The sequence below is a fragment of the Trichloromonas sp. genome, assembly GCF_034006665.1.
Taxonomy (GTDB): Bacteria; Desulfobacterota; Desulfuromonadia; order Desulfuromonadales; family Trichloromonadaceae; genus Trichloromonas.
In genome coordinates, this window is sequence record NZ_JAVESI010000053.1 from 1 (window position 1) to 20,094 (window position 20,094).

At 59.3% G+C, this 20,094-nt stretch carries 18 protein-coding genes; 7 read left to right on the plus strand and 11 right to left on the minus strand.

Features of this window, described 5'->3' with window-relative positions; all coding sequences use genetic code 11:
- Window positions 1-218: 218 nt before the first annotated feature.
- Window positions 219-1,262: a cytochrome c biogenesis protein ResB gene (locus RBR25_RS15485; protein WP_432820461.1), complete on the minus strand. Its 1,044-nt coding sequence runs from the start codon at window positions 1,260-1,262 to the stop codon at window positions 219-221.
- A 12-nt stretch (window positions 1,263-1,274) separates the two neighbouring features.
- Window positions 1,275-2,075 carry a cytochrome c biogenesis protein CcsA gene (gene ccsA / locus RBR25_RS15490; protein ID WP_432820462.1) on the minus strand — a complete coding sequence of 267 codons (801 nt, stop codon included), beginning with the start codon at window positions 2,073-2,075 and terminating at the stop codon, window positions 1,275-1,277.
- A 161-nt stretch (window positions 2,076-2,236) separates the two neighbouring features.
- Here ccsA and RBR25_RS15495 point away from each other — a divergent pair, with 161 nt between their 5' ends.
- Genes RBR25_RS15495 through RBR25_RS15510 form a run of 4 tightly spaced genes read left to right on the plus strand, consistent with a single transcriptional unit; the run spans window position 2,237 to window position 5,819 of the window.
- Window positions 2,237-3,037 (plus strand): 6-carboxyhexanoate--CoA ligase, encoded by an 801-nt coding sequence (locus RBR25_RS15495; RefSeq protein ID WP_432820463.1) that lies wholly within the window; start codon window positions 2,237-2,239, stop codon window positions 3,035-3,037.
- Between the two features lie 6 nt (window positions 3,038-3,043).
- Complete coding sequence (bioF, locus tag RBR25_RS15500; protein WP_432820464.1) at window positions 3,044-4,219, plus strand: 8-amino-7-oxononanoate synthase; 1,176 nt, start codon at window positions 3,044-3,046, stop codon at window positions 4,217-4,219.
- On the plus strand, window positions 4,216-5,013 hold the full coding sequence (locus tag RBR25_RS15505) for an alpha/beta fold hydrolase (protein ID WP_432820465.1): 798 nt from the start codon (window positions 4,216-4,218) through the stop codon (window positions 5,011-5,013). The genes bioF and RBR25_RS15505 overlap by 4 nt, the downstream gene beginning before the upstream one ends.
- Complete coding sequence (locus RBR25_RS15510; RefSeq protein ID WP_432820466.1) at window positions 5,010-5,819, plus strand: methyltransferase domain-containing protein; 810 nt, start codon at window positions 5,010-5,012, stop codon at window positions 5,817-5,819. Before RBR25_RS15505 ends, RBR25_RS15510 begins: the two co-directional genes overlap by 4 nt.
- Window positions 5,820-5,930: 111 nt before the next feature.
- On the opposite strand, the gene RBR25_RS15515 is transcribed toward RBR25_RS15510, so the two are convergent.
- Window positions 5,931-6,236 carry an ArsR/SmtB family transcription factor gene (locus RBR25_RS15515; RefSeq protein ID WP_432820467.1) on the minus strand — a complete coding sequence of 102 codons (306 nt, stop codon included), beginning with the start codon at window positions 6,234-6,236 and terminating at the stop codon, window positions 5,931-5,933.
- A gap of 324 nt (window positions 6,237-6,560) precedes the next feature.
- Window positions 6,561-8,213, minus strand: coding sequence for a phosphoglucomutase (alpha-D-glucose-1,6-bisphosphate-dependent) (gene pgm, locus RBR25_RS15520; protein WP_432820468.1), 1,653 nt, complete (start codon window positions 8,211-8,213; stop codon window positions 6,561-6,563).
- Between the two features lie 248 nt (window positions 8,214-8,461).
- Here pgm and RBR25_RS15525 point away from each other — a divergent pair, with 248 nt between their 5' ends.
- The 3 genes from RBR25_RS15525 to RBR25_RS15535 all read left to right on the plus strand — a co-directional run bounded on the left by RBR25_RS15525 (window position 8,462) and on the right by RBR25_RS15535 (window position 12,488).
- Window positions 8,462-9,529 (plus strand): GTP pyrophosphokinase, encoded by a 1,068-nt coding sequence (locus RBR25_RS15525; RefSeq protein ID WP_432820469.1) that lies wholly within the window; start codon window positions 8,462-8,464, stop codon window positions 9,527-9,529.
- 95 nt (window positions 9,530-9,624) lie between these two features.
- Window positions 9,625-11,064, plus strand: a complete 1,440-nt coding sequence (locus RBR25_RS15530; protein WP_432820470.1) for a sensor histidine kinase — start codon at window positions 9,625-9,627, stop codon at window positions 11,062-11,064.
- 80 nt (window positions 11,065-11,144) lie between these two features.
- On the plus strand, window positions 11,145-12,488 hold the full coding sequence (locus tag RBR25_RS15535; RefSeq protein WP_432820471.1) for a sigma-54-dependent transcriptional regulator: 1,344 nt from the start codon (window positions 11,145-11,147) through the stop codon (window positions 12,486-12,488).
- A gap of 37 nt (window positions 12,489-12,525) precedes the next feature.
- Here the strand turns inward: RBR25_RS15535 and RBR25_RS15540 are convergent, their stop codons facing one another.
- The 7 genes from RBR25_RS15540 to RBR25_RS15570 form a co-directional block, all read right to left on the minus strand.
- Window positions 12,526-12,681 (minus strand): hypothetical protein, encoded by a 156-nt coding sequence (locus tag RBR25_RS15540; protein WP_432820472.1) that lies wholly within the window; start codon window positions 12,679-12,681, stop codon window positions 12,526-12,528.
- 72 nt (window positions 12,682-12,753) lie between these two features.
- On the minus strand, window positions 12,754-13,197 hold the full coding sequence (locus RBR25_RS15545; protein ID WP_432820473.1) for a pilus assembly FimT family protein: 444 nt from the start codon (window positions 13,195-13,197) through the stop codon (window positions 12,754-12,756).
- Window positions 13,190-13,894: an Ig domain-containing protein gene (locus tag RBR25_RS15550; protein WP_432820474.1), complete on the minus strand. Its 705-nt coding sequence runs from the start codon at window positions 13,892-13,894 to the stop codon at window positions 13,190-13,192. The genes RBR25_RS15545 and RBR25_RS15550 overlap by 8 nt, the downstream gene beginning before the upstream one ends.
- Complete coding sequence (locus RBR25_RS15555) at window positions 13,849-17,436, minus strand: pilus assembly protein (protein WP_432820475.1); 3,588 nt, start codon at window positions 17,434-17,436, stop codon at window positions 13,849-13,851. Before RBR25_RS15555 ends, RBR25_RS15550 begins: the two co-directional genes overlap by 46 nt.
- A 40-nt stretch (window positions 17,437-17,476) precedes the next feature.
- The gene (locus RBR25_RS15560; protein WP_432820476.1) at window positions 17,477-18,037 is read right to left on the minus strand and encodes a pilus assembly PilX family protein; all 561 of its coding nucleotides are present in this window, start codon (window positions 18,035-18,037) and stop codon (window positions 17,477-17,479) included.
- 2 nt (window positions 18,038-18,039) lie between these two features.
- The gene (locus RBR25_RS15565; protein ID WP_432820477.1) at window positions 18,040-18,933 is read right to left on the minus strand and encodes a PilW family protein; all 894 of its coding nucleotides are present in this window, start codon (window positions 18,931-18,933) and stop codon (window positions 18,040-18,042) included.
- A gap of 2 nt (window positions 18,934-18,935) precedes the next feature.
- The gene (locus tag RBR25_RS15570) at window positions 18,936-19,370 is read right to left on the minus strand and encodes a type IV pilus modification PilV family protein (RefSeq protein ID WP_432820478.1); all 435 of its coding nucleotides are present in this window, start codon (window positions 19,368-19,370) and stop codon (window positions 18,936-18,938) included.
- Between the last annotated feature and the right edge of the window lie 724 nt (window positions 19,371-20,094).

Genomic DNA, 20,094 nt, shown 5'->3' on the forward strand with positions numbered 1-20,094 from the left:
ATCATTGCCGCTCCGTCTGTGGTGATAATTCACCCTCTCACGGTTTGGATAGCTGTCAACACGTTAATTTGCGCTTCGCGCAAAAACGCGTTCATCCCGGAATTGAAATCCCGGGAATTCCCGCTTGATGTCTTGAACGGCCTGTAATTTTTCTTGATGATAACAGCCATGCGCCGAAAAACTCAAGGGAAAATCGGTTCTGTGGGGAGGGGCGTATTTCAGAGCCGAGGGCGATCGCCGCGGGTTCGTTTGCGGTAAAAAGAACCGAGGGCCAGCAGGATGCCGAGGGTCATGAGCAGGGCGCCGGCAAAGGCCAGGTTGAGGCCGGGATCATAATGAATGGTGAGAATGCTCACCGGTCGCTGAAGGGGGGCTTGCGGGCGCAGATCCAGACCCGTTTGGACCAGAGCGGGGGGAAGAGGTTCGCGCAACCGGTAGCGGAAGGCTTCGGGGGGGTGGCCCGGACGGCGGATTTCGCCGAAAAAGATCGGATCGAAGGCCTGGCCGCCGTTGCCGCGTCGCAAACCGTTGGGGCGATAGTCGCTGATGTGCAGCTCGCCGCCATCCGGCAAGGCTACACGGCTGCCGGGACGCAGTTCCACCGTCCCGAGGCGGCCGGCGAAGCGGAAACCGTCGTTGCGCTGACCGAAAGAGACCCCAAGAACCGTCAGCCCTTTCCAGGTCAGGGGATGATTGGCGCGCACCGCCTGCCGCACCAGCACCGTTTCTCCCCGCAACAGGCTCAGGGTGCTGCGCACATCCATGGGGTGGCCGCTTGAGCCGAGAACCGGCTCGACCGCGTGCAGGCGCAGGTAATGGCCGGGCAGGCGCGGCACCGGTCGGATTTCGCCGACGGCGAGCGTCTCTCCGGCGACCCGGAAGCCCGCCAGGCTGCCCCACAGATAGGCGGCGAGCAGCAAGACAAAGCCGAGGTGGATGAGATATTCGCCGCTTTTGCGCCAGCGCGCGCGCAGGTGGCCGAGCCAGTCGATGATGCAACAGGCGGTATTCAGCCCGAGAAGGAGCAGCAGCGCCCCGTACAGCCCGATCCACCAGGTCGCTTCCGGATAATTCCAGCCTTGGGCGGCAAACCATTCACCCAGGCTCAGCCCGTCCATCTGGGCGAAGATCCAGGGGCGCGCGGGCATCAGCAGCGAGCCGGCGAAAGCGGTCAACGTCGCCAGGGTCGCCAGGACGATGGCCAGTTTGAGGGAACAGCAGAGTTTCCAGAGATCGGTGAGCATGGTGCGGAATCGGGACATGGTGAGATTCGCTCAGTCGAGGGGATGGTTGCTGCTCAGAAGCAGCCCGATCCCAAGGTAGGTAAAGAGCACCAGGGCGAAGCCGAGAATGGAGAGGCAGGCGTATCCCGTCCCCTGCCAGCGGCGGATGAATTTGGCGTGGCACATCCCGGCGTAGAAAAGCCAGATGAGGAAGGACCAGAGCCCCTTGATGTTCCAGGAAAAATAATAGCCCCAGGCGATCTGGGCCCAGATGCCGCCGAAGATCATGCACAGGCTGAAAAGAGCAAAGCCGAGAAAAATCGCCTCCTCGTTGAGCCGGTGCAGCAGGGTGAGGTCCGGCAGAAGCGGTGTCGTCAGGCGGCGCTGAAAAAGGTAGAGCACGCCGAGGGAGAAGGCCATGGCGAAGAAGGCATAACCGAGGAAGGAAAAGGCGATATGCAGGGTGAAGAGGGGGGTGTCGAGGGCCGGGATCAGCGGCTTGAGAGCACTGTCCCGGGGGAGGGCGGCGCCGAGGAGCAGCAGATTGAGGAGCATGACGAAGAGTCCGGCGGCATGGATCCGGTAACGCAGTTCGAAATAGAGGTAGGTTGCCGCCAGCGCCCAGCTGAAGAAGAAGAGGGTGGAAAAGAGGTTGGTCACCGGCAGGTAGCCGGCCAGATACCAGCGCAGCCCGAGGCACAGGCTGTGCAGCAGAAAGCCGAGCACGACTAGGGCGAAGGCACCGCGCCAAAAGAGCGGACGACGGACCAGTGTATGAAGCAGGTAAAGATTGACGGAGAGCAGGTAGCAGACGAAGGCTCCCCAGAGAAGGAGTTGGGCGAATTCGGTCATGGGCAACCCGTCGGAAAGGGGTGTCGGGGAAGGCGTGGACGATGTCCGACGCGATTCTTCGCACGCTACCACAAAGTACCGGCGACTGCCAGGGGTGGATGGTTAACCTGGACGGCGTCTTTCGTTGACAATGCACTTTTCTCCGTGTTAATTCTGCCGTCATGGACGAGTCCCTTTACAGCTTGCGTATGCACGCCCGCCGCGAAAGCCGGCATCTTTCCGGCGGCGAACGTCTGGTCGGCGCTGCCGATCTGGAGAAGGCGACGGCAGCCTTGGTACGCCGCGCCCTGGAACATCCCCGGGGGCGGGCCGATGAGATCCGTCTGGCCGTCGATCTCGTGCCGCCAGCGGAAATCCGCCACGGCCGGCTCCTCGATCTACGCACTTACCTGGTCGCTGATTACCGGCAGGGGCGACAGGCGGCGCGGCGTCTGCTTCGCGATGCGGGCATCAGCACGGGCGCGGTGAGCGCGGCCATGGATTGGATCGCCCAAGGGGCCGCGCCTGACGGTCGGGCGATGCGTGGCGCCATGCTCATCGACGCCGAAAGCGGCGCGCGTCTTGAAGCTGATCCCGCCCGGGGCGTGCGCGCCAGCCGCATGGACCTGACGCCGACCGCCGAGGCCGAACTGCGCGCGCGCCTCGGCGAACAGGGTCTGGACAACTCCCATGTGCGCGAGGCCCTGGTTTTGGCGAGCAAGGTGCTGGCCGCGCCGCAGGTGCTGGCTGAACTCTGCTGGTCCGATGATCCCGACTATACGGCCGGCTACATGGCGACTCGTGATCTCGGTTATGTCCGCTTTCCTCAGCTCAAGCCTTTGGGGGAGGAACGCGGCGGACGGGCCTTTTTTGTCCGGGGCGCCGGACTCGACCGGGAGGGCTTGGTTGCTTTTCTCGAACAGGCCGTGCTGCTCATCGATCGGATCGGGACGATCGGCGGCGCAGAAGAGTGGCGGGACTGAAAAATCATGGATAAGCTGCGAAAGGAACTGGAAAGCCTGAAAGAACAGGGGATGCTACGGACCCTCAAGACCGTCGCCGGTCCCCAGGGACCGCGGGTGGTCGTCGACGGCCGCGAGGTACTGCTCCTCTGCTCCAACAACTACCTGGGACTGGCCGGGCATCCGGCGCTGATCGCGGCGAGCTGCGCGGCGACGAGCCGTTTCGGTGTCGGTAGCGGCGCCAGCCGGCTGGTTTCGGGCACGATGGAGCTGCACGCACAACTGGAAGCGCGCATCGCCGACTTCAAGGGGACGGCAGGGGCGCTGGTCTTCAACTCGGGCTACGCCGCCAACACCGGCATTCTGCAAGGCCTGGCCGGGCCCGGTGACCTGATCTTCTCCGACGCCCTCAACCATGCCTCGATCATCGACGGCTGCCGCCTCTCCGGCGCGCGGGTGGTGGTTTATCCCCACCGCGACATGAACGCGCTGGAAGGGTTGTTGCGTCTGGAGGCGCCCCGGCGGCAGGGCCGTTGGCTGATCGTCAGCGACGGGGTCTTCAGCATGGACGGCGATCTGGCGCCACTGCCTGAACTGGTCGCACTCAAGGAGCGTTTCGAGGCGCTGCTGATGGTGGACGACGCCCACGGCGGCGGGGTGCTCGGCGCGAGCGGGCGCGGCAGCGGCGAGCGGCTCGGTTGCCTCGACCGTATCGATCTGCACATGGGGACCCTGGGCAAGGCCTTCGGCTGCTTCGGTGCCTACCTCGCCGCCGAGCGGGAGGTGATCGATATCCTCATCAACCGTTCTCGTTCCCTCATCTTCTCCACCAGCTTGCCACCGGGGGTGCTGGGGGCGGCTTTTGCCGCCTTAGATATCGTCGACAGCGCCGAAGGGGCGGCTCGCCGCGCCGCTCTGGAAAACAACCGGCAAATTTTTGTCGAGAGTCTGCGCCGGGGCGGGCTCGACCTGGGCGACAGCGTCACCCAGATTGTCCCCATTGTCACCGGCGAGCCCCAGCCAACCATGGAAGCGGCCCGGCGTCTGCTCGATAGGGGCATCTTTCTGCAGGGGATACGCCCGCCCACCGTTCCCGTCGGTCAATGTCGGCTGCGCGCCACCCTCATGGCCGATCACCGGCCCGAAGAGGTGGCGGCCGCCGCCGAGACGATCGTGGGCATTCTCGGGGAATTGCCGCGATGAACGAGTTCCGGTTCGCCGATGGGCGCCGCCTGTCCTGGCGGGAGGCGGGAGCTGGGCCGCCCCTGCTGCTGCTGCACGGATGGTGCTTCTCCTCCCGGATCTTCGCCGAAGCGTTCGCGGCTTTTTCCTCTACCTATCGGGTTCTCGCCCCTGACTTGCCCGGGCACGGCGCCAGCGACCCCGCCGCCGATGATGGCTTCGCCGCCCTGGCGGGGGATCTGCGGGCGTGGCTCGCGGCCCTGGCCCTTGACCGCATCCGCCTTGTCGGCTGGTCCATGGGCGGACAGGTGGCGCTGGAACTGGCTGCTTCGCTGTCGTCGGAACGGGTCGAGCGGTTGCTGCTGGTTGCCGTCACGGCGCGTTTCTGCGCCGCCGCCGACTGGCCCCACGGCCTGCCCGAGGGTCAAGTACGGGCGATGGAGCGCCGACTACGCCGCGACTATCCGGGCACCCTCAAGGATTTCCGCGCGCGCATGCTCGGTGGGGAGGAACTTCCCCCGGCGCGCCTTCGGGAAATCGCCGCCCTGCTTCCCGCGCCGCCGGCACCCGCCGATGCCTTGGCGGCCCTCGACGCCTTGCGCCGGGAGGATCAGCGGAGCCGTCTCGCCGCGCTCGCTTGTCCGACCCTGGTGCAGCACGGCGAATTGGATACCATTACCTTGCCCGGCGCCGCCCGCTATCTTGCCGACACGATTGCCGGGGCACGCCTGGAACCCTTGCCGGGAATCGCCCATGCCCCTTTTCTCAGCCGGCCCGACGAGGTCTTTAGCCGATGGCGAAGTTTTCTTGCATGAAGCGTCCCTTGATTGATCACCACCGGGTGCGGCGCCACTTTTCCTGCCATGCCGACGAATATGAGCGTTATGCCCAGGTCCAGAAACGGGTGGTGGCGGGGCTTCTGGAGCGCTTGGAGCGCCTCGGCTCTATGTCGGGGCCGGTGTTGGAAGTCGGTGCCGGTACCGGCGCCCTCGCCCGGCGCATCGCCGAAGTCTATCCCCAACTGCCGCTGGTCGTTACCGACCTCGCCCACGGCATGACCCGCCAGGCGGCGAGCCGGCTCCCCGGCGCCTGGGCTCTTGATGCCGACGCCGCCTGTCTGCCCTTTGTCGACCGCTCTTTCGGGCTGATGCTTTCGGCTTCCATGTATCAATGGATTGTCGATCTGCCTGCCGCTTTCGCCGAAAGCGCACGGGTGCTCAAGCCCGGCGGCGTCTTTGCCTTCGCCCTCTTCGGAGCCGGAACCCTGTGCGAGCTGCGTTCCTGCCATCAACGGGCGCTGGGCGAAGTCGATGCCTCTCGGACGTCCCATACCCAGGAATTCCCCTCCCGGGAGGAGGTCGCAGAGTCGCTGCGCCGGGTCGGTTTCGTCGGGATTGCGGTGGAGAGCGTCGACGAGCGGGAGCATCATGCCGACGTACCCGACCTGCTCCGGTCCCTGAAAAAGATCGGCGCCCAGAACGCCAGCCGTTCCGGGCCTCCGGGCCTCGCCTCGCGCCGGGTCATGGAACGGATGATGGAGCTCTATCGGCGGGAGCATGGGCGCGACGGCATGATTCCGGCGACTTACGAAGTGATTTACGGATTGGGCCGCCGCGCTTGAGGGGGGAAGAAACAGCAGCGGGCGCCGTCGCAAAAGCGAGGCGCCCGTAGTTATTTTCAGAAATTCCGAGGCGTTAAAAGGATGAGATGGAAGGATTGGTTCGGGGGGGTGTCAGCGGCAGTTTATACATTCGAAGAGGGAGCCGATGATATTGCGGGCTTCTTTGCAGACTACCTGGTAGTAGACTTCCACCCCTTCGCGGCGTCCCTCAATGATCCCCTTGTTCTTGAGCAGGGCGAGATGTTGGGAGACGGTGGCCTGGGGCAGTTCGAGACATTCCCAGATCCTTTTCACGTTGCAGGACCGGGACATGAGGCCGGCGACGATTTTCAGACGTACAGGATGTCCCAGAACCTTGAGGATTTCCGCCTCGCGGTCATAGCTGAGTGTCCTGTCGAATTCCACGGTTGGTTCCATCGGTAACCTTCCCCCTGCGTGTACAGGCATCCCTTCGGAAATCATGAATGGCGTCGCAAAAACTCGTCAACTGCTGCGTTTCTGCCCTCGTTTCGCTGCTTCGACGTGCGTAACTACGCCTCATTGCTCAACAACAACGACGCGCTTTGTATGTGGCGTTTTGCTTGGCCATCCAACCAGATGCTTTTGCAAGCATCAATAATCAAATATATGAATTTGAATTATGCGCTCTTGCCGCAAGCGCTGTCAATCAATTTCATGAGGGTAAAAAGACTTGCGCCCCCGGATAGTTAACCCGGGGGCGCAAGTCTTTGGGCGGACTTTTCAGATGCCGGCGGCGGTGAAGGCGGCGCTGACAATGGCTTGGGCTTCTTTCTGGATCTGCAAGAGATGCTCGGTTCCCTTGAAGGATTCGGCGTAGATTTTATAGATCTCCTCCGTTCCCGAGGGGCGGGCGGCGAACCAGCCGTTTTCGGTGACGACCTTGAGTCCGCCGATCTCGGCGCCGTTGGCCGGGGCGCGGGTAAGCTTGGCGGTGATCGGCTCGCCCGCCAGGGTCGCGGCGGCGATCATTTCCGGTGAAAGTTTCTCCAGCACCGCCTTTTGCGCGGAGGTGGCAACGGCGTCGATGCGGTCGTAGACTGGCGCGCCGAAGCGGGCCGTCAGTTCCTGATAGTGCCGCGCCGGATCGCGACCGGTGACGGCGGTAATCTCGGCGGCGAGCAGGGCGAGGATGATGCCGTCCTTGTCCGTCGTCCAGACCGTGCCGTCCCGGCGCAAGAAGGAAGCGCCGGCGCTCTCCTCGCCGCCGAAGCCGTAGGAGCCGTCGATGAGGCCGGCAACGAACCATTTGAAGCCGACCGGCACCTCGGCCAGGGGCCGCCCCAGGGACGCCGCCACCCGGTCGATCATCGACGAGGAGACCAACGTCTTGCCCACCGCCGCATCCTTGCGCCATCCGGAGCGGTTGGCGAAGAGGTAGTTGATCGCCACTGCCAGGTAGTGGTTGGGGTTCATCAGCCCCGCCGTGGGGGTGACGATGCCGTGGCGGTCGAAATCGGGGTCGTTGCCGAAGGCGATGTCGTATTTATCCTTGAGCCCGATCAGTCCGGCCATGGCGCTGCTTGATGAGCAGTCCATGCGGATCTTGCCGTCCTTATCGACGCTCATGAAGCTGAAGGTCGGATCGGGCCAGCCGTTGATCAGTTCGATATTCAGCCCGTATTTTTCGGCGATGGGCCGCCAGAAACCGAGCCCCGAGCCGCCCAGAGCGTCGGCGGCGATGCGCAGCCCGGCTTTGGCGATGGCCGCCATGTCGATGACGTTGGCCAGATCGTCCACATAGGGGGTGACGTAATCGTGCATCCGGGTGGTCGGCGCGGCCAGCGCCTCAACCAGCGCCAGACGTTTAACCCCGCGCAGGGCGTCGTGCAGGTAGCCGTTGGCCCGGTCGGCGATCCAGCTCGTGACGTCGGTGTCGGCCGGGCCGCCGTTGGGCGGGTTGTACTTGATGCCGCCGTTGTCCGGCGGGTTGTGGGACGGGGTGATGACGATGCCGTCGGCATGGTTTGCCTGAGTGCCGCGATTGTAGGTCAGGATGGCATGGGAGATGACCGGTGTCGGTGTGTAGCCGAAATCCTTGGCGACGCGCGTCTCGACGCCGTTGGCGGCCAACACTTCCAGGGCGCCAGCGTGGGCCGGTTCGGAGAGAGCGTGGGTGTCCATGCCGAGAAAAAGCGGCCCGGAAATTCCCGACTGCTGGCGATAATCGCAGATCGCCTGGACGATGGCGAGGATGTGCCATTCGTTGAAGGTCTGTTTCGTCGCCGTGCCGCGATGCCCCGAGGTGCCGAAGGCGACCAACTGGCCGGGATCGTTCGGGTCGGGACGGCGGGTGTAGTAGTCGCTGATCAGGCGGGGGATGTTAGGAAGCAGGCTTTTCGGCGCCGGTTGTCCGGCCAGGGGATGCAGGGCCATGAATCGAATCTCCTCGGCGAAGGCGAAGAGGACGGCTTCCGTCCTCGGGAATAAGGCCAAAGGGGGATGAACCCCTTGGAACTTAGCAGTTATTAAATTTCTGTCAAGACACGGGATGAATTCATCCCGTAACTGTCGCCGCCTGACAATTCATGAGATACAATGAATAAGCGTCGGCACGATTCGAACCGACTCGCAACCCGCTTCCGCGGTTGCCGCGACCATTCCCCAAACAGTAGGAGCCGACCTTGGCCTCTCTCGATTTTGAACTGGAAAAACGCTCCTTTTACAAATTTTACGACGGCAACCGGGCCCGCCTGAACAGCGTCAAGAACGGTTATATGCGGATGATCTCCCAGCTGCTCAAAGCGGCGGAGGTCGGCGAGGTGACGGCTGTCGAAGGACGGGTCAAGGACCGGGAAGAGTGTGTCAAGAAATTTCACCGCAAATATCAGGGGAAACTGGAAGCCGCCGGGCAACCCTATGAAATCAGGAACTATCTGACCGATCTCATCGGCATTCGTATCATCTGTCCCTACGAAGACCAGATCGTTCCCGTCGCCGAAGTGCTCAAGCGGCATTTCCGCATCATCGACGTGACCGACAAGATTTCGGCCCTGGAAAGCACCGAGGATTCCTTCGGCTACAAAGGGTTGCACATGGATCTGGCCCTGCCCGAAGCCCAAGCGGCTTTGCCCAAGTACGCCGCCTATGCCGATCTGCCCTTCGAGGTGCAGATTCGCTCCTTGATTCAGGATGCCTGGAGTGTTCTCGATCACAAAATCAAATACAAAAAATCGATCCCCAATGAGCTCAAACGCCGGATCAACGTTCTCTCCGCCCTTTTTGAGCTGGCGGACCGGGAATTTAAGGAGATCCGCAATGCCACCGAGGAACTGATCCAGAAGGCCAGGGTCGAACCGATCGGCGAGCCGACGGGGAGTAACGGCGGCGGCGCGGGGGAATCCGCCGGAGCGGCCAGTGAAAAGACCGCGAATGCCTTCAACTTTTTGCGTATTGCCCGGCACTTCTTTCGTGATTTCGAATTCGAGGATTTCAAGGTCGATGGCTTTGTCGAAGATATCCTCAAACTCGACCACGATTTTAAAAAGTCCGATCTGCATCGGAGTCTGATTGAATATCTGAAAACCGTGCGCGACTATCGCGAGGCGTATCTCGCCGAAAACGCCGATCGAACTTTCAGCCCCTACACCTCGATCCGGCACTGCCTCTATCTCTATAATCGGGAAACCTTCGCCCGGATTCTCTCCCCGGGGGCGCGGGAGCGTTTCGAGGCCTGGCTGCGGAGGGCTTAAGGGGTGGCCGGGGCTTTTGGTCAAGCCGGTTGTATTGTCGCGGCGAAGCCCCTAGAATAACAGGATCGCTTTGCTGTGGGGGAGGGAAGGCCAAGGTGTCCAAAAGTGTCGGCTTGCGTACTGAAATTCTCGTCAACCTGGCGATTCTGCTCGGGGCGGCGCTTCTCTTTGTCGGTTTTCTGCTGCTCAAGCTGACCGAAAAGGAACTGGTTTCCCAGCGCGTGGCCGGGGCATTGGCGACGGTGGAAGTGCTCGGCCGCGCCCTCAGCGCCGGGGATGAAGCTCCCGATGTTCGGGCGGCGCGGGCGCGGGTGGGGCTCATGCCCCTGGTTCATCCTGCCGGACTGGTCGACTGGTCCCTGTGCGACGCCGCCGGTCTCCCCGTGGCGAGCTTCGGCTCGCATCCCACCGCTCATGAAAACCTCCTGCCGGTGGGTGGGGAGGCGCGCGTCACTGTCGATTATTCCTCGAATTTGCTGGCTTCTGCTGCCGCTGCTTCGGGCAGTCTGACCGTGGATGTCCCGCTGCTGCGGAGCGGGGAGCGCCTCGGCATGCTGCACGCGCGCTTTTCCCTCGCCGACATCGGCGGGCGCATCGCCGAGGCCCGGCGTCTGGTCTTCTTCTACGTCGCCGCCTACGGCGTCATCCTCATCCTCTTCGGTCTCTACTTGCTCGGCCGTAACGTCGTCCGTCCCATCGGCCGTCTGCGTTCCCTCACCGCCGAAGTCGCCGGTGGCAACCTGGACGCGACCCTCACGGTGGAAGGCCCCCGGGAGATCGCCGAGCTGGCCGCCTCCTTCAATCATATGACCTCTTCTCTGCGGCGCGGTCGCGACGAACTCATCCGTTCCGAACGAATGGCCTCCGTCGGCCATCTGGCGGCGGGCATGGCCCATGAAATCGGCAACCCTCTAGGGGCTGTGGTCGGCTATCTCGAACTGCTCAAGGGCGATTTGACCGATCCCGCTGCGCGGGATCTCGTCGAGCGCTCCCTGGCCGAGGCCGGGCGCATCGACCGGCTGGTGCGCGAGCTTCTCGACTTCGCCAAGCCTTCCCCCGCCGTTCGCGAAGCCTTCGACCCCGCTGCCCTTGGGCGCGACGTTCTCGATCTGCTGCGGCATCAGGGGGTTTTCGATCAGCGCCGTCTCTACGACGAACTCCCCGAGAAACTTCCCTTGGTGCGCATGGACCCGCACCGCCTGCGCCAGGTTTTGGTCAACCTGCTTCTTAACGCCCGCGACGCGACGATGGTGGGGGGTGCCATCCGCCTTTCCGGTGCCGTGGAAGGGGAGTGGGTCCGGCTCGCGGTCAGGGACAGTGGCTGCGGCCTGAGCGACGAGGCGCGCGTCCATCTCTTCGACCCCTTCTACACCACCAAGACCACAGGGCGCGGCCTCGGCCTGGCCATCTGCCGACGCATCATCGAAGAGGCCGGCGGGCGGATTGAAGTTCTCTCGACGCCGGGGTTGGGGAGTGAGTTTTGGGTGTGGTTGAGGACGGGTGACTTAACCCCTCCCGACCTCCCCTTAGCTTAAGGGGAGGAGAGTTCATCCCCCCCTCTTAAGCTAAGAGGGGGTTGGGGGAGTTATGATCAGCATATCATCAAGGAAAACCCATGAAACCGATACTGATCATTGATGATGAAGCTTCGATGCGGCACATGCTGCGGTTGGTGCTGGAGAAGCAGGGTTACGCCGTGATTGAGGCCGAGAACGGCGTAGCGGCGCTGACGGCCGTCGCGGGGCAGGAGTGCCTGCTCGCCCTCTGCGATATCCGCATGCCCGATATGGACGGCCTTGCCTTTCTCCGTACCCTGCGCGCGAAACACATCCATCTCACGGTCATCATGATGAGCGCCTACGGCTCTGTCGATACCGCCTTGGAGTGCATGAAGCAGGGGGCCTACGATTACATCTCCAAACCCTTCAAACCCGACGAAGTGGTACTGGCGGTGAAAAAGGCCGAGGAGCGTCTTGGCCTGCAGCAGGAGAACGCCCGCCTCAAACAAGCCCTCGCCGGTGAGCGCCGGGGGCGTGAGCCGATTTACACAAGTGAAGCGATGGCGGCGGTCATGGCCCGGGTGGCGGCCCTGGCCGCCGTGACCTCACCGGTTCTCATCACCGGCGAGACCGGCACCGGCAAGGAGCTTGTCGCCCGCGCCCTGCATGAACAGGGAAACCGTCATGACGCCCCCTTTGTCGCGGTGAATTGCAGTGCCATTGCCGCCGGACTGCTGGAAAGCGAACTCTTCGGCCACGCCAAGGGCGCTTTCACCGGCGCCGACCGCGAACGCCAAGGGCTCTTTGGCGCCGCCCACGGCGGTACGCTCTTTCTGGACGAAATCGGCGAATTGCCGTCAGAACTGCAACCGAAGCTGCTGCGGGTCTTGCAGGAAGGGGAGGTATTGCGGGTCGGCGACAGCAAGCCGCGCAAGGTCGATGTCCGCGTCCTCGCCGCCACCGCCCGGGATCTGCGCCAAGAAGTCGCCGTCGGGCGCTTTCGTGAGGATCTCTATTTTCGTCTGGCCGTGGTCGATGTCCACATCCCACCTCTGCGCGAACGCAAGAAGGATATTGCCGTTCTCGCCGAGCACTTTCTCGCCGCCGCCGCCCGCCGCGAAGGGCGACCGGTACCGCATCTTACCGCCGACGCCGTTGCCGCCCTCGAAAACTACGGCTGGCCCGGCAACGTCCGTGAGCTGGAAAACCTCATGGAAAAGACCCTGATCTTCTGTCGGGGGGAGTGGGTCAACCAGGTTGCCCTCCCCTGGGAGGTGCGCCGCCGCGAACGGGACCGGGCCGAGGACTATTCCCTCAAGCAGGCCGTGGCGCGGCTTGAAAAGGAATACATCCGCAAGGCCCTGGCCGCCACCGGCGGCAACCAGACAAAAGCGGCCCGCCTGCTGGAAATCAGCCTGCGGGCCCTGGTTTACAAGTTGAAGGAGATGGGGGAGGATTAGGCGGTTGATGAAAAACGCCCATCCGCGGCTTTTTTGATCAGCCAGTAGGGGTGTTGACCCGCCACTGAAAAACCGGCGGTCCTTTCTTGCCGGTGACGATCGCTTTCAGGCCTTCGCCGGTTTCCCGTTTCGCTGTGGATTGTGCCCCGGCCCGCGCGGCCAGGGTTTCGACCTTGTCACCGCTGCCGATCAACTGGGTAACTTTTCCGCTTTACCTTCAAATATCGCCTTATAAAACACTTCCAAGGTCTTTTCCGAAACTCAATTATAGTCGTGCCCGACCGGTGGCTTCGAATTCGATCTTTACCTCCAAGTTGTCATCGCCATTGACTCGAATGAACAGGGTATTGCTGGCATTGCCCTGGGGGTGAAAACGGGTTTCTTTTGTGCCGGTTGTTGCCCAGGGGGGATCGTCGTCTTTGTTGACCTTGACCCGTGCTTCCAGCGGTACCTGGGGAGTCAGTGTGCGTGTCATGCCGCCATAGACAAGCTGATGGTTATCCAGATCGATCACCGCTGTTACCGTGGAGCTGCTGGTTACCGCCATATCTCGCGCCTGCCGCAGGCCGGTCAGAATGTCACGAGCCACCTCCTTGATCTGGGCGCTTTGCCTCCATTGCACCAGTGCCGGGGTGGCGAAAGCCATAAGAATGGCCATGATGCCGATTGTGATCATCAGCTCCATCAGGGTAAAGCCGCGCTTATTCATTGCTCTCTCCTCCCGACGTTTGCTGTGGCGCTGGGAACTCCAGGCTCAGTTCAAAGGTCTGTTCTTCCCATCCGCCATAGGCATCTTCTACCCGCAGCCGAACAGGAAATCTTCCTTCCGGTAGGGCTGCCGGCGACCATTCGAGCAGACCGCTTTCGGCGTCAAGGGTCATTTCCGCAGGCCCTTCCACAAGAAGAAAGTTCAGGTGGTCCCCATCCGTGTCCTGGGCTTGGATCTGATAGGAAAAACCTTTGGCAGCGCCGGTTTCAGGCGGCTGTGAAAGAATTTTTGGGGACGCATTGGCCACCTCCAGAGGCGCGCTGACAAAGGGCTCCAGAAATTCCCCTCTGAAGGTTTCCGGCGTCACCACAACAGAAAGCATGGCCCCGCGCCGCAACCGTTCTCCAGGAACCTGCTCCGTGTCAAGGTCTTGCAGTTCCTCGCCATCGAGAAACCAGCGATAGTGCAACACCACCGTGGGGCTGTCTTCCGTCAACAGGCATTCAGCGGTCAACCCCGTAGCGGTATCAAATGGCAGGGGCGCGACACGTATCGTTGTAATCACAGAGGCCGCAACTACCTGTGCCGGTGCGGCAGACAGCCATACCATTGCCGCACCGGCCAGCAGAAATAACCATCGCCGTCGATTCATCACCATTTCATCCAGTAGACGTCGAAAAGAGGATTGCTTTTCCACTTACTGAGAGCCCCTTCGTCATTCGCTGAATTGTAAAAGCCACTACCACGTCCCACCAAAACGGAAACATTACCTTTCCGATCCATCTTGATGAGGGGTTCCGAGGCGATTCCACGACCGATGCTCATAGAGCGGTCAGGACGGCCGATCACCAACTGGTTGTCAGAGTCGTTGTCACTGCTCAGATTGAAGGCGGCCTGGCCGGTGAAAGCGTCCATCGGATACAGCCACGCACGGCCAAGTACCCCGACGCAGGGGTCATCTCCCTCCCCAGGGGCTATAGGCTCATAGGTGGTGAAGAGGACAACACCATCAAACACCTCGCCGCTGGCCAAAACCTTTTCCCTCCCCCGATCCGCTTCGTTAAGTTTAATAAACCATCCATACTTGACGCTTTTATCCGGGGCATTGTCCGCACGATCCTGATAGGGCGGCCGCAGTTGATCCAGTTTGGCTGTTGTGTAGTCATAGGCGGTCACATCGACAAGGTTCGCTTCCGTCAGGGGGCCAGAACTGTAATCCCATAACTGGTTATTGGTGTTGTAGTCGCTGATGGCCGTCGTATCCGTCAGCCCCACCGGAATGCGGCGATCGCGAATGGCGTAAATCCGATCCGTCACCGCCGTGTTGAGCGGATGTTCACGGTCGCCCGTGCCGAAGTAAACAAAGGTGTCATCGCCCGAAAGTGTTGCCGTCGGTTTGTAGAATATCTTGCGACCGACTTCGGGCGGATCACTGGTGAAACCATCGTTGGCGGCAAAGATGCAGGTTGCATTCCAGTTGGTCGTATCGCTGCTCTGCATGTCAAAACGCCACAACTGGCCGCCCGTGTCACCCAGATAGGCGGTATCGTCAAAACCATCCAGATCTCGATCGAACACCAGCGGGTCTGAAGGAAAGCTGAATTGCATCCGACCGCTTTCGTCTTCAGATTCCGTGTAGCTCCACAATCGGGTTGGGCTGGTTTTGAGGACCACCTTTTTTTCCGCCGAGGGATTAAATGAAGCCACCTCCACAGCAAAACAGCCTCGACCGCTGGGTGCGTAAGGGCCGGCGCCAGAGTTGCTGCTCAGGTTGCCTTCGCCGGAACTGGCCGATGAGGTTACCGTCGTGTCATCCGCGTCAGGGAAATCCTGCGCCGCACCGTAGCGTAAATCCTCGTTGGTATCGTAGCCGGCTCCGAAAATGGCGACGACCTTGGCGGTCTTGGGCTCGCCGAGTTGCATCAGTGCCAAAGTCGGCAGACTCCAGGTTTGTCCCAACTCAGTGAATCCGGAGGTGTTGTTATTGATCTTCCATAAAAATTCAGGGTTTTCCGGGTTGGTGATGTCCAGAGCGTAATAGGTACTGTCGCCTCCGCCGGAACCCAGGGTGCTTTTTCCGCCTCCGCGCCGCATGCCAACGATCAGAACCACGGCATCCTCGCTTGCGGTGATGGTGTTATCGTTGTTCTGGTCATGAAAAAAGATCACAGGAGCGCCGTCCATGAAGTAATAATGATGGTCAAAATCCCTTAAATATTTCAGATTGGCCAGAAACTCATCGGGAATAAAGCCCCAAACTTCCTTGCCATCGCAGTCGCGGTAGGCATGCAGCATGCCATCGTTGCCGCCAACAAAAATATAGGTTTTGTTGGTATCACACTTTACTTCATTCTCAAGATTAAAATCATAGTTGCTATAGTTCATAATAACGGGCTTTGAGTGCATGACGTCGCCTTTTATCCAGTGGCGCATGTCGCCATCATACTCATTGTAGGCATCGAGACCGTAGATGAATTGAATAAGGCTGTCTTTTTCCGCATCTGTTTCAACAGTCAGCTGTTCCTTGGTGAGATTCGCGCTGGTAAAGCTGGTCAGCGAACTTCCGAAAATCAGTTTGCGGTTGCCGGGCACCGCCGGTGGCGTGGCAAATAGGTCAAACAGTCGCTCACCAACACCGCCGGCATCAACCTGGCGACCGTCGGCGGCAGTACTCCAGAACGAACGGATGGCTGGGTTGCCATTGTTGTCGGCAAGAAACTCCCCCTCTTCATCGGTTGCGCCTGTCAGAGCACCGGCAGTATCGAAACCCTGCATGCGGTTGCTTTGATCGAAAGCAAACTTTTTGATATTGCCATACCAGGGCTCATCGTTCATGGGCTTGAAAAAACCGAGGTAGATGCGTTCGCCACTGTAAAGCTGGCTCTCCGGGCTGGCCGGAACGACCGGCGCGACATAGGAGGAATCGGCCTCAAGAACGGCAAGAATGATGTCAATGAGCGCTTCAAGGATTTGGCTTGATTCGGAAACATTGACATAGAGGCCATGGCCGTCGCTGGCCGCTTGGACCAGCTGACTGATCTCACTGGTCATCATTTGGATGATATGTGTTTTAACTTTTGATTGAATTCCGTTTGTAGAATAATCAAGGCTTTCGTAAAGATAGTTGGCAGCTTCCGGTGAATAATAATCGTCACCATTATCCATCTGAGCCAATGGGTTGCTTTCGCCTAGATTGTCCTTGGTTGCACCGGTTGCCAAAACAATCATATGGTTGCTTTGGCACCAGTATTCAATGGGGGAATCGGAGTCAGGGTTCCCTTGATAAGCACTGTTGGCATGGCTTGTCCCTTGCGGATCGCCCACCCAATAGAGCCAGGCATCCCATAATGCAGAACCGAGGGGCTGCGCATTTGCCGTTTGGTTGTAGGGGTCTGGCTTGATCGTGTTGGTCATAAATGCAGCCAATTCACTGGCGGTGTGGTTTGCTATGGGTGCGACAACGGCGCCCCCTTGGGTTCCGCCATACTTCATGAGCCCGACGCGAACCCCCTGTGACTCTAAGAAAGGGAAAATGGTCTGGTTCATGGCAGCTTCAATGACTTCAATGATGCTGGCCTGTGGTTGCCAGCTAACTTCCCCATCGGCATAGGTGGCAGCGAGATCGGCTGTCGCGGGAAATGGATTGATACCACCGGAAAGTCCGGGTTTGACGCATTTGTATTTTTGGTCTTCGGAGGAATCCCCTGGGGCATAAACAACATCACCAAATTCATATGTTGTTTCGGCAGACCATTCTTGTGAATTTGCTGCCTGTTCCTTCCAGTTCAAATAGTCACCGGTATAATAGTCCTCTGTTTTGTTTGTGCAGTAACTGCCGTTTTTCAGGCAGCCAATCCAGTTGCCATTTTCAAGTAACGTTGGGTAGGCCGCGTCAGTACGTTCTGGAGGCGGACTGCTGCAGTTTGCCTGGATATCGGAAAGATCCATTCCTGTCGTCTGGTAATTATCTTTGTTTTTATAGTAGATGGTGTTGCGAGAATAGGGATTTTGTAGGCCGGCGGTGTAGTCGATACTGTCATCTCTAAGGTATGTTCCAGATGAGCCTGTTTCCGCCATTTGTTGGGATGTATCGATAAAAAACATGATATTTGGCGGCACATTGACAGTCGAACCGGCATAAACGCTGGTATCGCCGAGATAATAATCTGGTTCCGGTGCACTGTAAACCCCCGGGGGAGTTAAAAGCAGCATGGCAAAAAACAGGATAACCTTTTTCATGGCCTTCTCCTTGTCGGGTAATGGGTTGTGGCCGGTTGATTCAGCGAGTAAGGTCGATTTGCACAGCTTCCAAGCGGGCTGTCGCACGCTGCTTTTGAGTTTCGATGGTTGAGCGGTAGTAGGGCCAATCATTTCCTCCACTTCCTTCTCCTGTGGTGTAGAAGATGTTGCCCTTGCCAGAGGCATCGGCACTGAAGCGGGCCCGCATTTTTGCGCTGGCCGGTCCGCTAAAGCCAGAAATTTCGTTGATGCCGTCATTGCGCAAGCTGGTTCCAGGAGGAAGCAGATTGATAACATCTTCAGGGTTGATGGGCTTTGTCTCTTTTTGGGCGGCATCGGGGCGTTCATCCTGATCCAGAATTTTTGTCTGTGCAAGTTCCTGCACGGTTATTGCGGCGCTAAGAGTTTCGGCGGCCATGCGCGTGTTGGTGGTAATGCTCAGTTCGGTATCGGTAGAAGTCAGCACCATCAGCCCGAGGATGGTCAGTACGGCCAGCATCACCATGCACAGGATCAGAACGAAGCCCTTTTCGTTGTTGTGCGGAAGGCCGGCACGGCTGGTCTGGTGCGGTTTGTCGGTTGCTGTATGGGTTGGTCGCATGGTTAACCTCCGAAGGCATTCTGGATTTTGACGATGGTCTGGAGGCTGCGGGTTTTGACGCCGGAGAAGTTGGCCAACCCCGTTTTGGTGTTATCCGTTTGACCCGTGACTGTCAGGCGAATGGCGCGGATGGCTTCCAGTGCCGCAGGCGCGCTGCTTTCAGTGCCATCCTCCAGAATGTAGCTCAGGTCGATGGTATTGATGTTGCTGGCCACGGTCATCGTCGTATTGCCATTGTTGCGGACCAAGTTGTAGATGTTGTCACCCGCACTGTCACTGGCACACAACCAGTAACTGACGGTCTTGGGTTCTTCATCCAGGTTTTTAACAACGATATCGTTGGGGTTGATGCTGCCGGGGAGGTAAGGCTTTGCGTCCTCATCGGTAGAGATGAGCAGGACATCACCGGAAGGCTCAGCAAGGGTCAGGGGGCCGGAAATGCTTTTTGCAGAGCTGGGTCGGATGACATGAACGAGGTCGTCTTTAGAAAATGCGGCGGCTGAACCGCTTGCGACCGTCAAGCCGCCGCCATAGAGATCTTCACTGATCACGCGGGCGTAGGCCCGCGTCGAAGAGATGGTTTGCAGAGAGAAGACCGTGCCCGTGTCGGGAGCGTCATCGTTGTTGGTATCGATCCCTAGGCTGGCGGGAGCGCTGCTGATGGGATCTGTGTCGTTGGGCAAGAGAAAACCGGCCATGCGAATATCACCGGCCAGAGTGTCGATGGCAATCCGCAGGTTCTGTTGCACGTCGACGACCTCCTCCGAGGTGGTTGCGGTTTTCTTGCTGTTGATGAACAGACTGTAGACCGATGTGATGACCAGGCCCATGACCACCATGACGATCAGCAGTTCGATCAAAGTGAAACCGGCTTCGCGTTTTGTGACTTTGTTCATGATCAGTCTCTCCGTTTCTTAATCAGCGTCTGCGTAATGGAGGGCCCGTCGCCGCAGGAGACCGTGACGGAAGCCTGACTCAAATCAAAGTAAGTAGTGCCATCGATCTCGGGGTCGACAGTTACGCTGACTAGGGCGGTACAGGTGCCGGCCCCGGCCAGCTCGATGCTGTTAGCACCGTTAAAATTCCAAATCATGTCGGTGGTGTCGTTGAGAAAAAAATCATCATTGCCTTCAAGTGCATTTATCTGTTCCAGTACACCCATTGCCAGAGCTGATTTGGCGGTTACTTCGTGCGCCTTGGCGTTACCCTGAATGCCGGTAATCTGCATGCCTGCCAACGCCAGCAGACCGATGGCGAAAATGGTCAGGGCAATGAGAACTTCGATCAAGGTAAAGCCGCTTTCATTTCCGGCCAGTCTATGAAGTTGTTTCATGGTGTCTGTCCTTTCTGTATCATTCAACGAAAGGGAGCTGTATTAATTCTTCGAAAGTTCCGTGCCCGTGGTCGATTAACCAGCTCGTTTGAGGGTGGAAACCACGGCTCGGCGTTCGCGGTTGTCGCTGTCTGCACGGAATCCCCTCATCTTTTTGTATTGCAAGGCACATGCCAGATATATATTCCATGTAACTTACTTGAATTGCGACGTTTCTTTTTCCGCTCCCAAACAACAACGCAACCTTTGCGCCATATTCCGCGCAAAAAATGCAATTCCCGTCCGCGAGATAACACCCCCAAACCCTGGTCAAATCTTGATTTACACCGCCCTTCAGCCGTTCTGGGGCAATCTTTGCCTGTGTGTTCTCTCTTCCGGGATTTCCCGTTTCACCCCTAAGGAAAATCCGTACCCTTTCCGATTTCCCCGACAGGGATTTTCCGTATGTTCACTCATTTTAACTAACTATTTTCGATAGCCAATTTTCAATCCTGTAAAAATTAGCCCGGGGGTGGATTTATCTAGGCGATGCCGCGTTTTTTCGATGTCTTCGAGAGAGAAGGGGGAAGGCTGGGGTCTGGATTGGGAACATCAGGTCGGGGTCACCCATTAAAAGGCTGTCCGTCAAGGGCAAAAACATTCCCTGAGCATGAGATTGTGGTTTTCATGCTTTGCTGCGTTCAGTCACCGACATCCTTACCATTGCCGATATTTCTCTCTGCTT

What these genes read in the sequence shown, in the direction of transcription:
- RBR25_RS15485 (WP_432820461.1), bottom strand. Translation starts at nt 1,262, where the DNA reads ATGTCCCGATTCCGCACCATGCTCACCGATCTCTGGAAACTCTGCTGT.
- ccsA (WP_432820462.1), bottom strand. Translation starts at nt 2,075, where the DNA reads ATGACCGAATTCGCCCAACTCCTTCTCTGGGGAGCCTTCGTCTGCTAC.
- RBR25_RS15495 (WP_432820463.1), top strand. Translation starts at nt 2,237, where the DNA reads ATGGACGAGTCCCTTTACAGCTTGCGTATGCACGCCCGCCGCGAAAGC.
- bioF (WP_432820464.1), top strand. Translation starts at nt 3,044, where the DNA reads ATGGATAAGCTGCGAAAGGAACTGGAAAGCCTGAAAGAACAGGGGATG.
- RBR25_RS15505 (WP_432820465.1), top strand. Translation starts at nt 4,216, where the DNA reads ATGAACGAGTTCCGGTTCGCCGATGGGCGCCGCCTGTCCTGGCGGGAG.
- RBR25_RS15510 (WP_432820466.1), top strand. Translation starts at nt 5,010, where the DNA reads ATGAAGCGTCCCTTGATTGATCACCACCGGGTGCGGCGCCACTTTTCC.
- RBR25_RS15515 (WP_432820467.1), bottom strand. Translation starts at nt 6,236, where the DNA reads ATGGAACCAACCGTGGAATTCGACAGGACACTCAGCTATGACCGCGAG.
- pgm (WP_432820468.1), bottom strand. Translation starts at nt 8,213, where the DNA reads ATGGCCCTGCATCCCCTGGCCGGACAACCGGCGCCGAAAAGCCTGCTT.
- RBR25_RS15535 (WP_432820471.1), top strand. Translation starts at nt 11,145, where the DNA reads ATGAAACCGATACTGATCATTGATGATGAAGCTTCGATGCGGCACATG.
- RBR25_RS15545 (WP_432820473.1), bottom strand. Translation starts at nt 13,197, where the DNA reads ATGAATAAGCGCGGCTTTACCCTGATGGAGCTGATGATCACAATCGGC.
- RBR25_RS15555 (WP_432820475.1), bottom strand. Translation starts at nt 17,436, where the DNA reads ATGAAAAAGGTTATCCTGTTTTTTGCCATGCTGCTTTTAACTCCCCCG.
- RBR25_RS15560 (WP_432820476.1), bottom strand. Translation starts at nt 18,037, where the DNA reads ATGCGACCAACCCATACAGCAACCGACAAACCGCACCAGACCAGCCGT.
- RBR25_RS15565 (WP_432820477.1), bottom strand. Translation starts at nt 18,933, where the DNA reads ATGAACAAAGTCACAAAACGCGAAGCCGGTTTCACTTTGATCGAACTG.
- RBR25_RS15570 (WP_432820478.1), bottom strand. Translation starts at nt 19,370, where the DNA reads ATGAAACAACTTCATAGACTGGCCGGAAATGAAAGCGGCTTTACCTTG.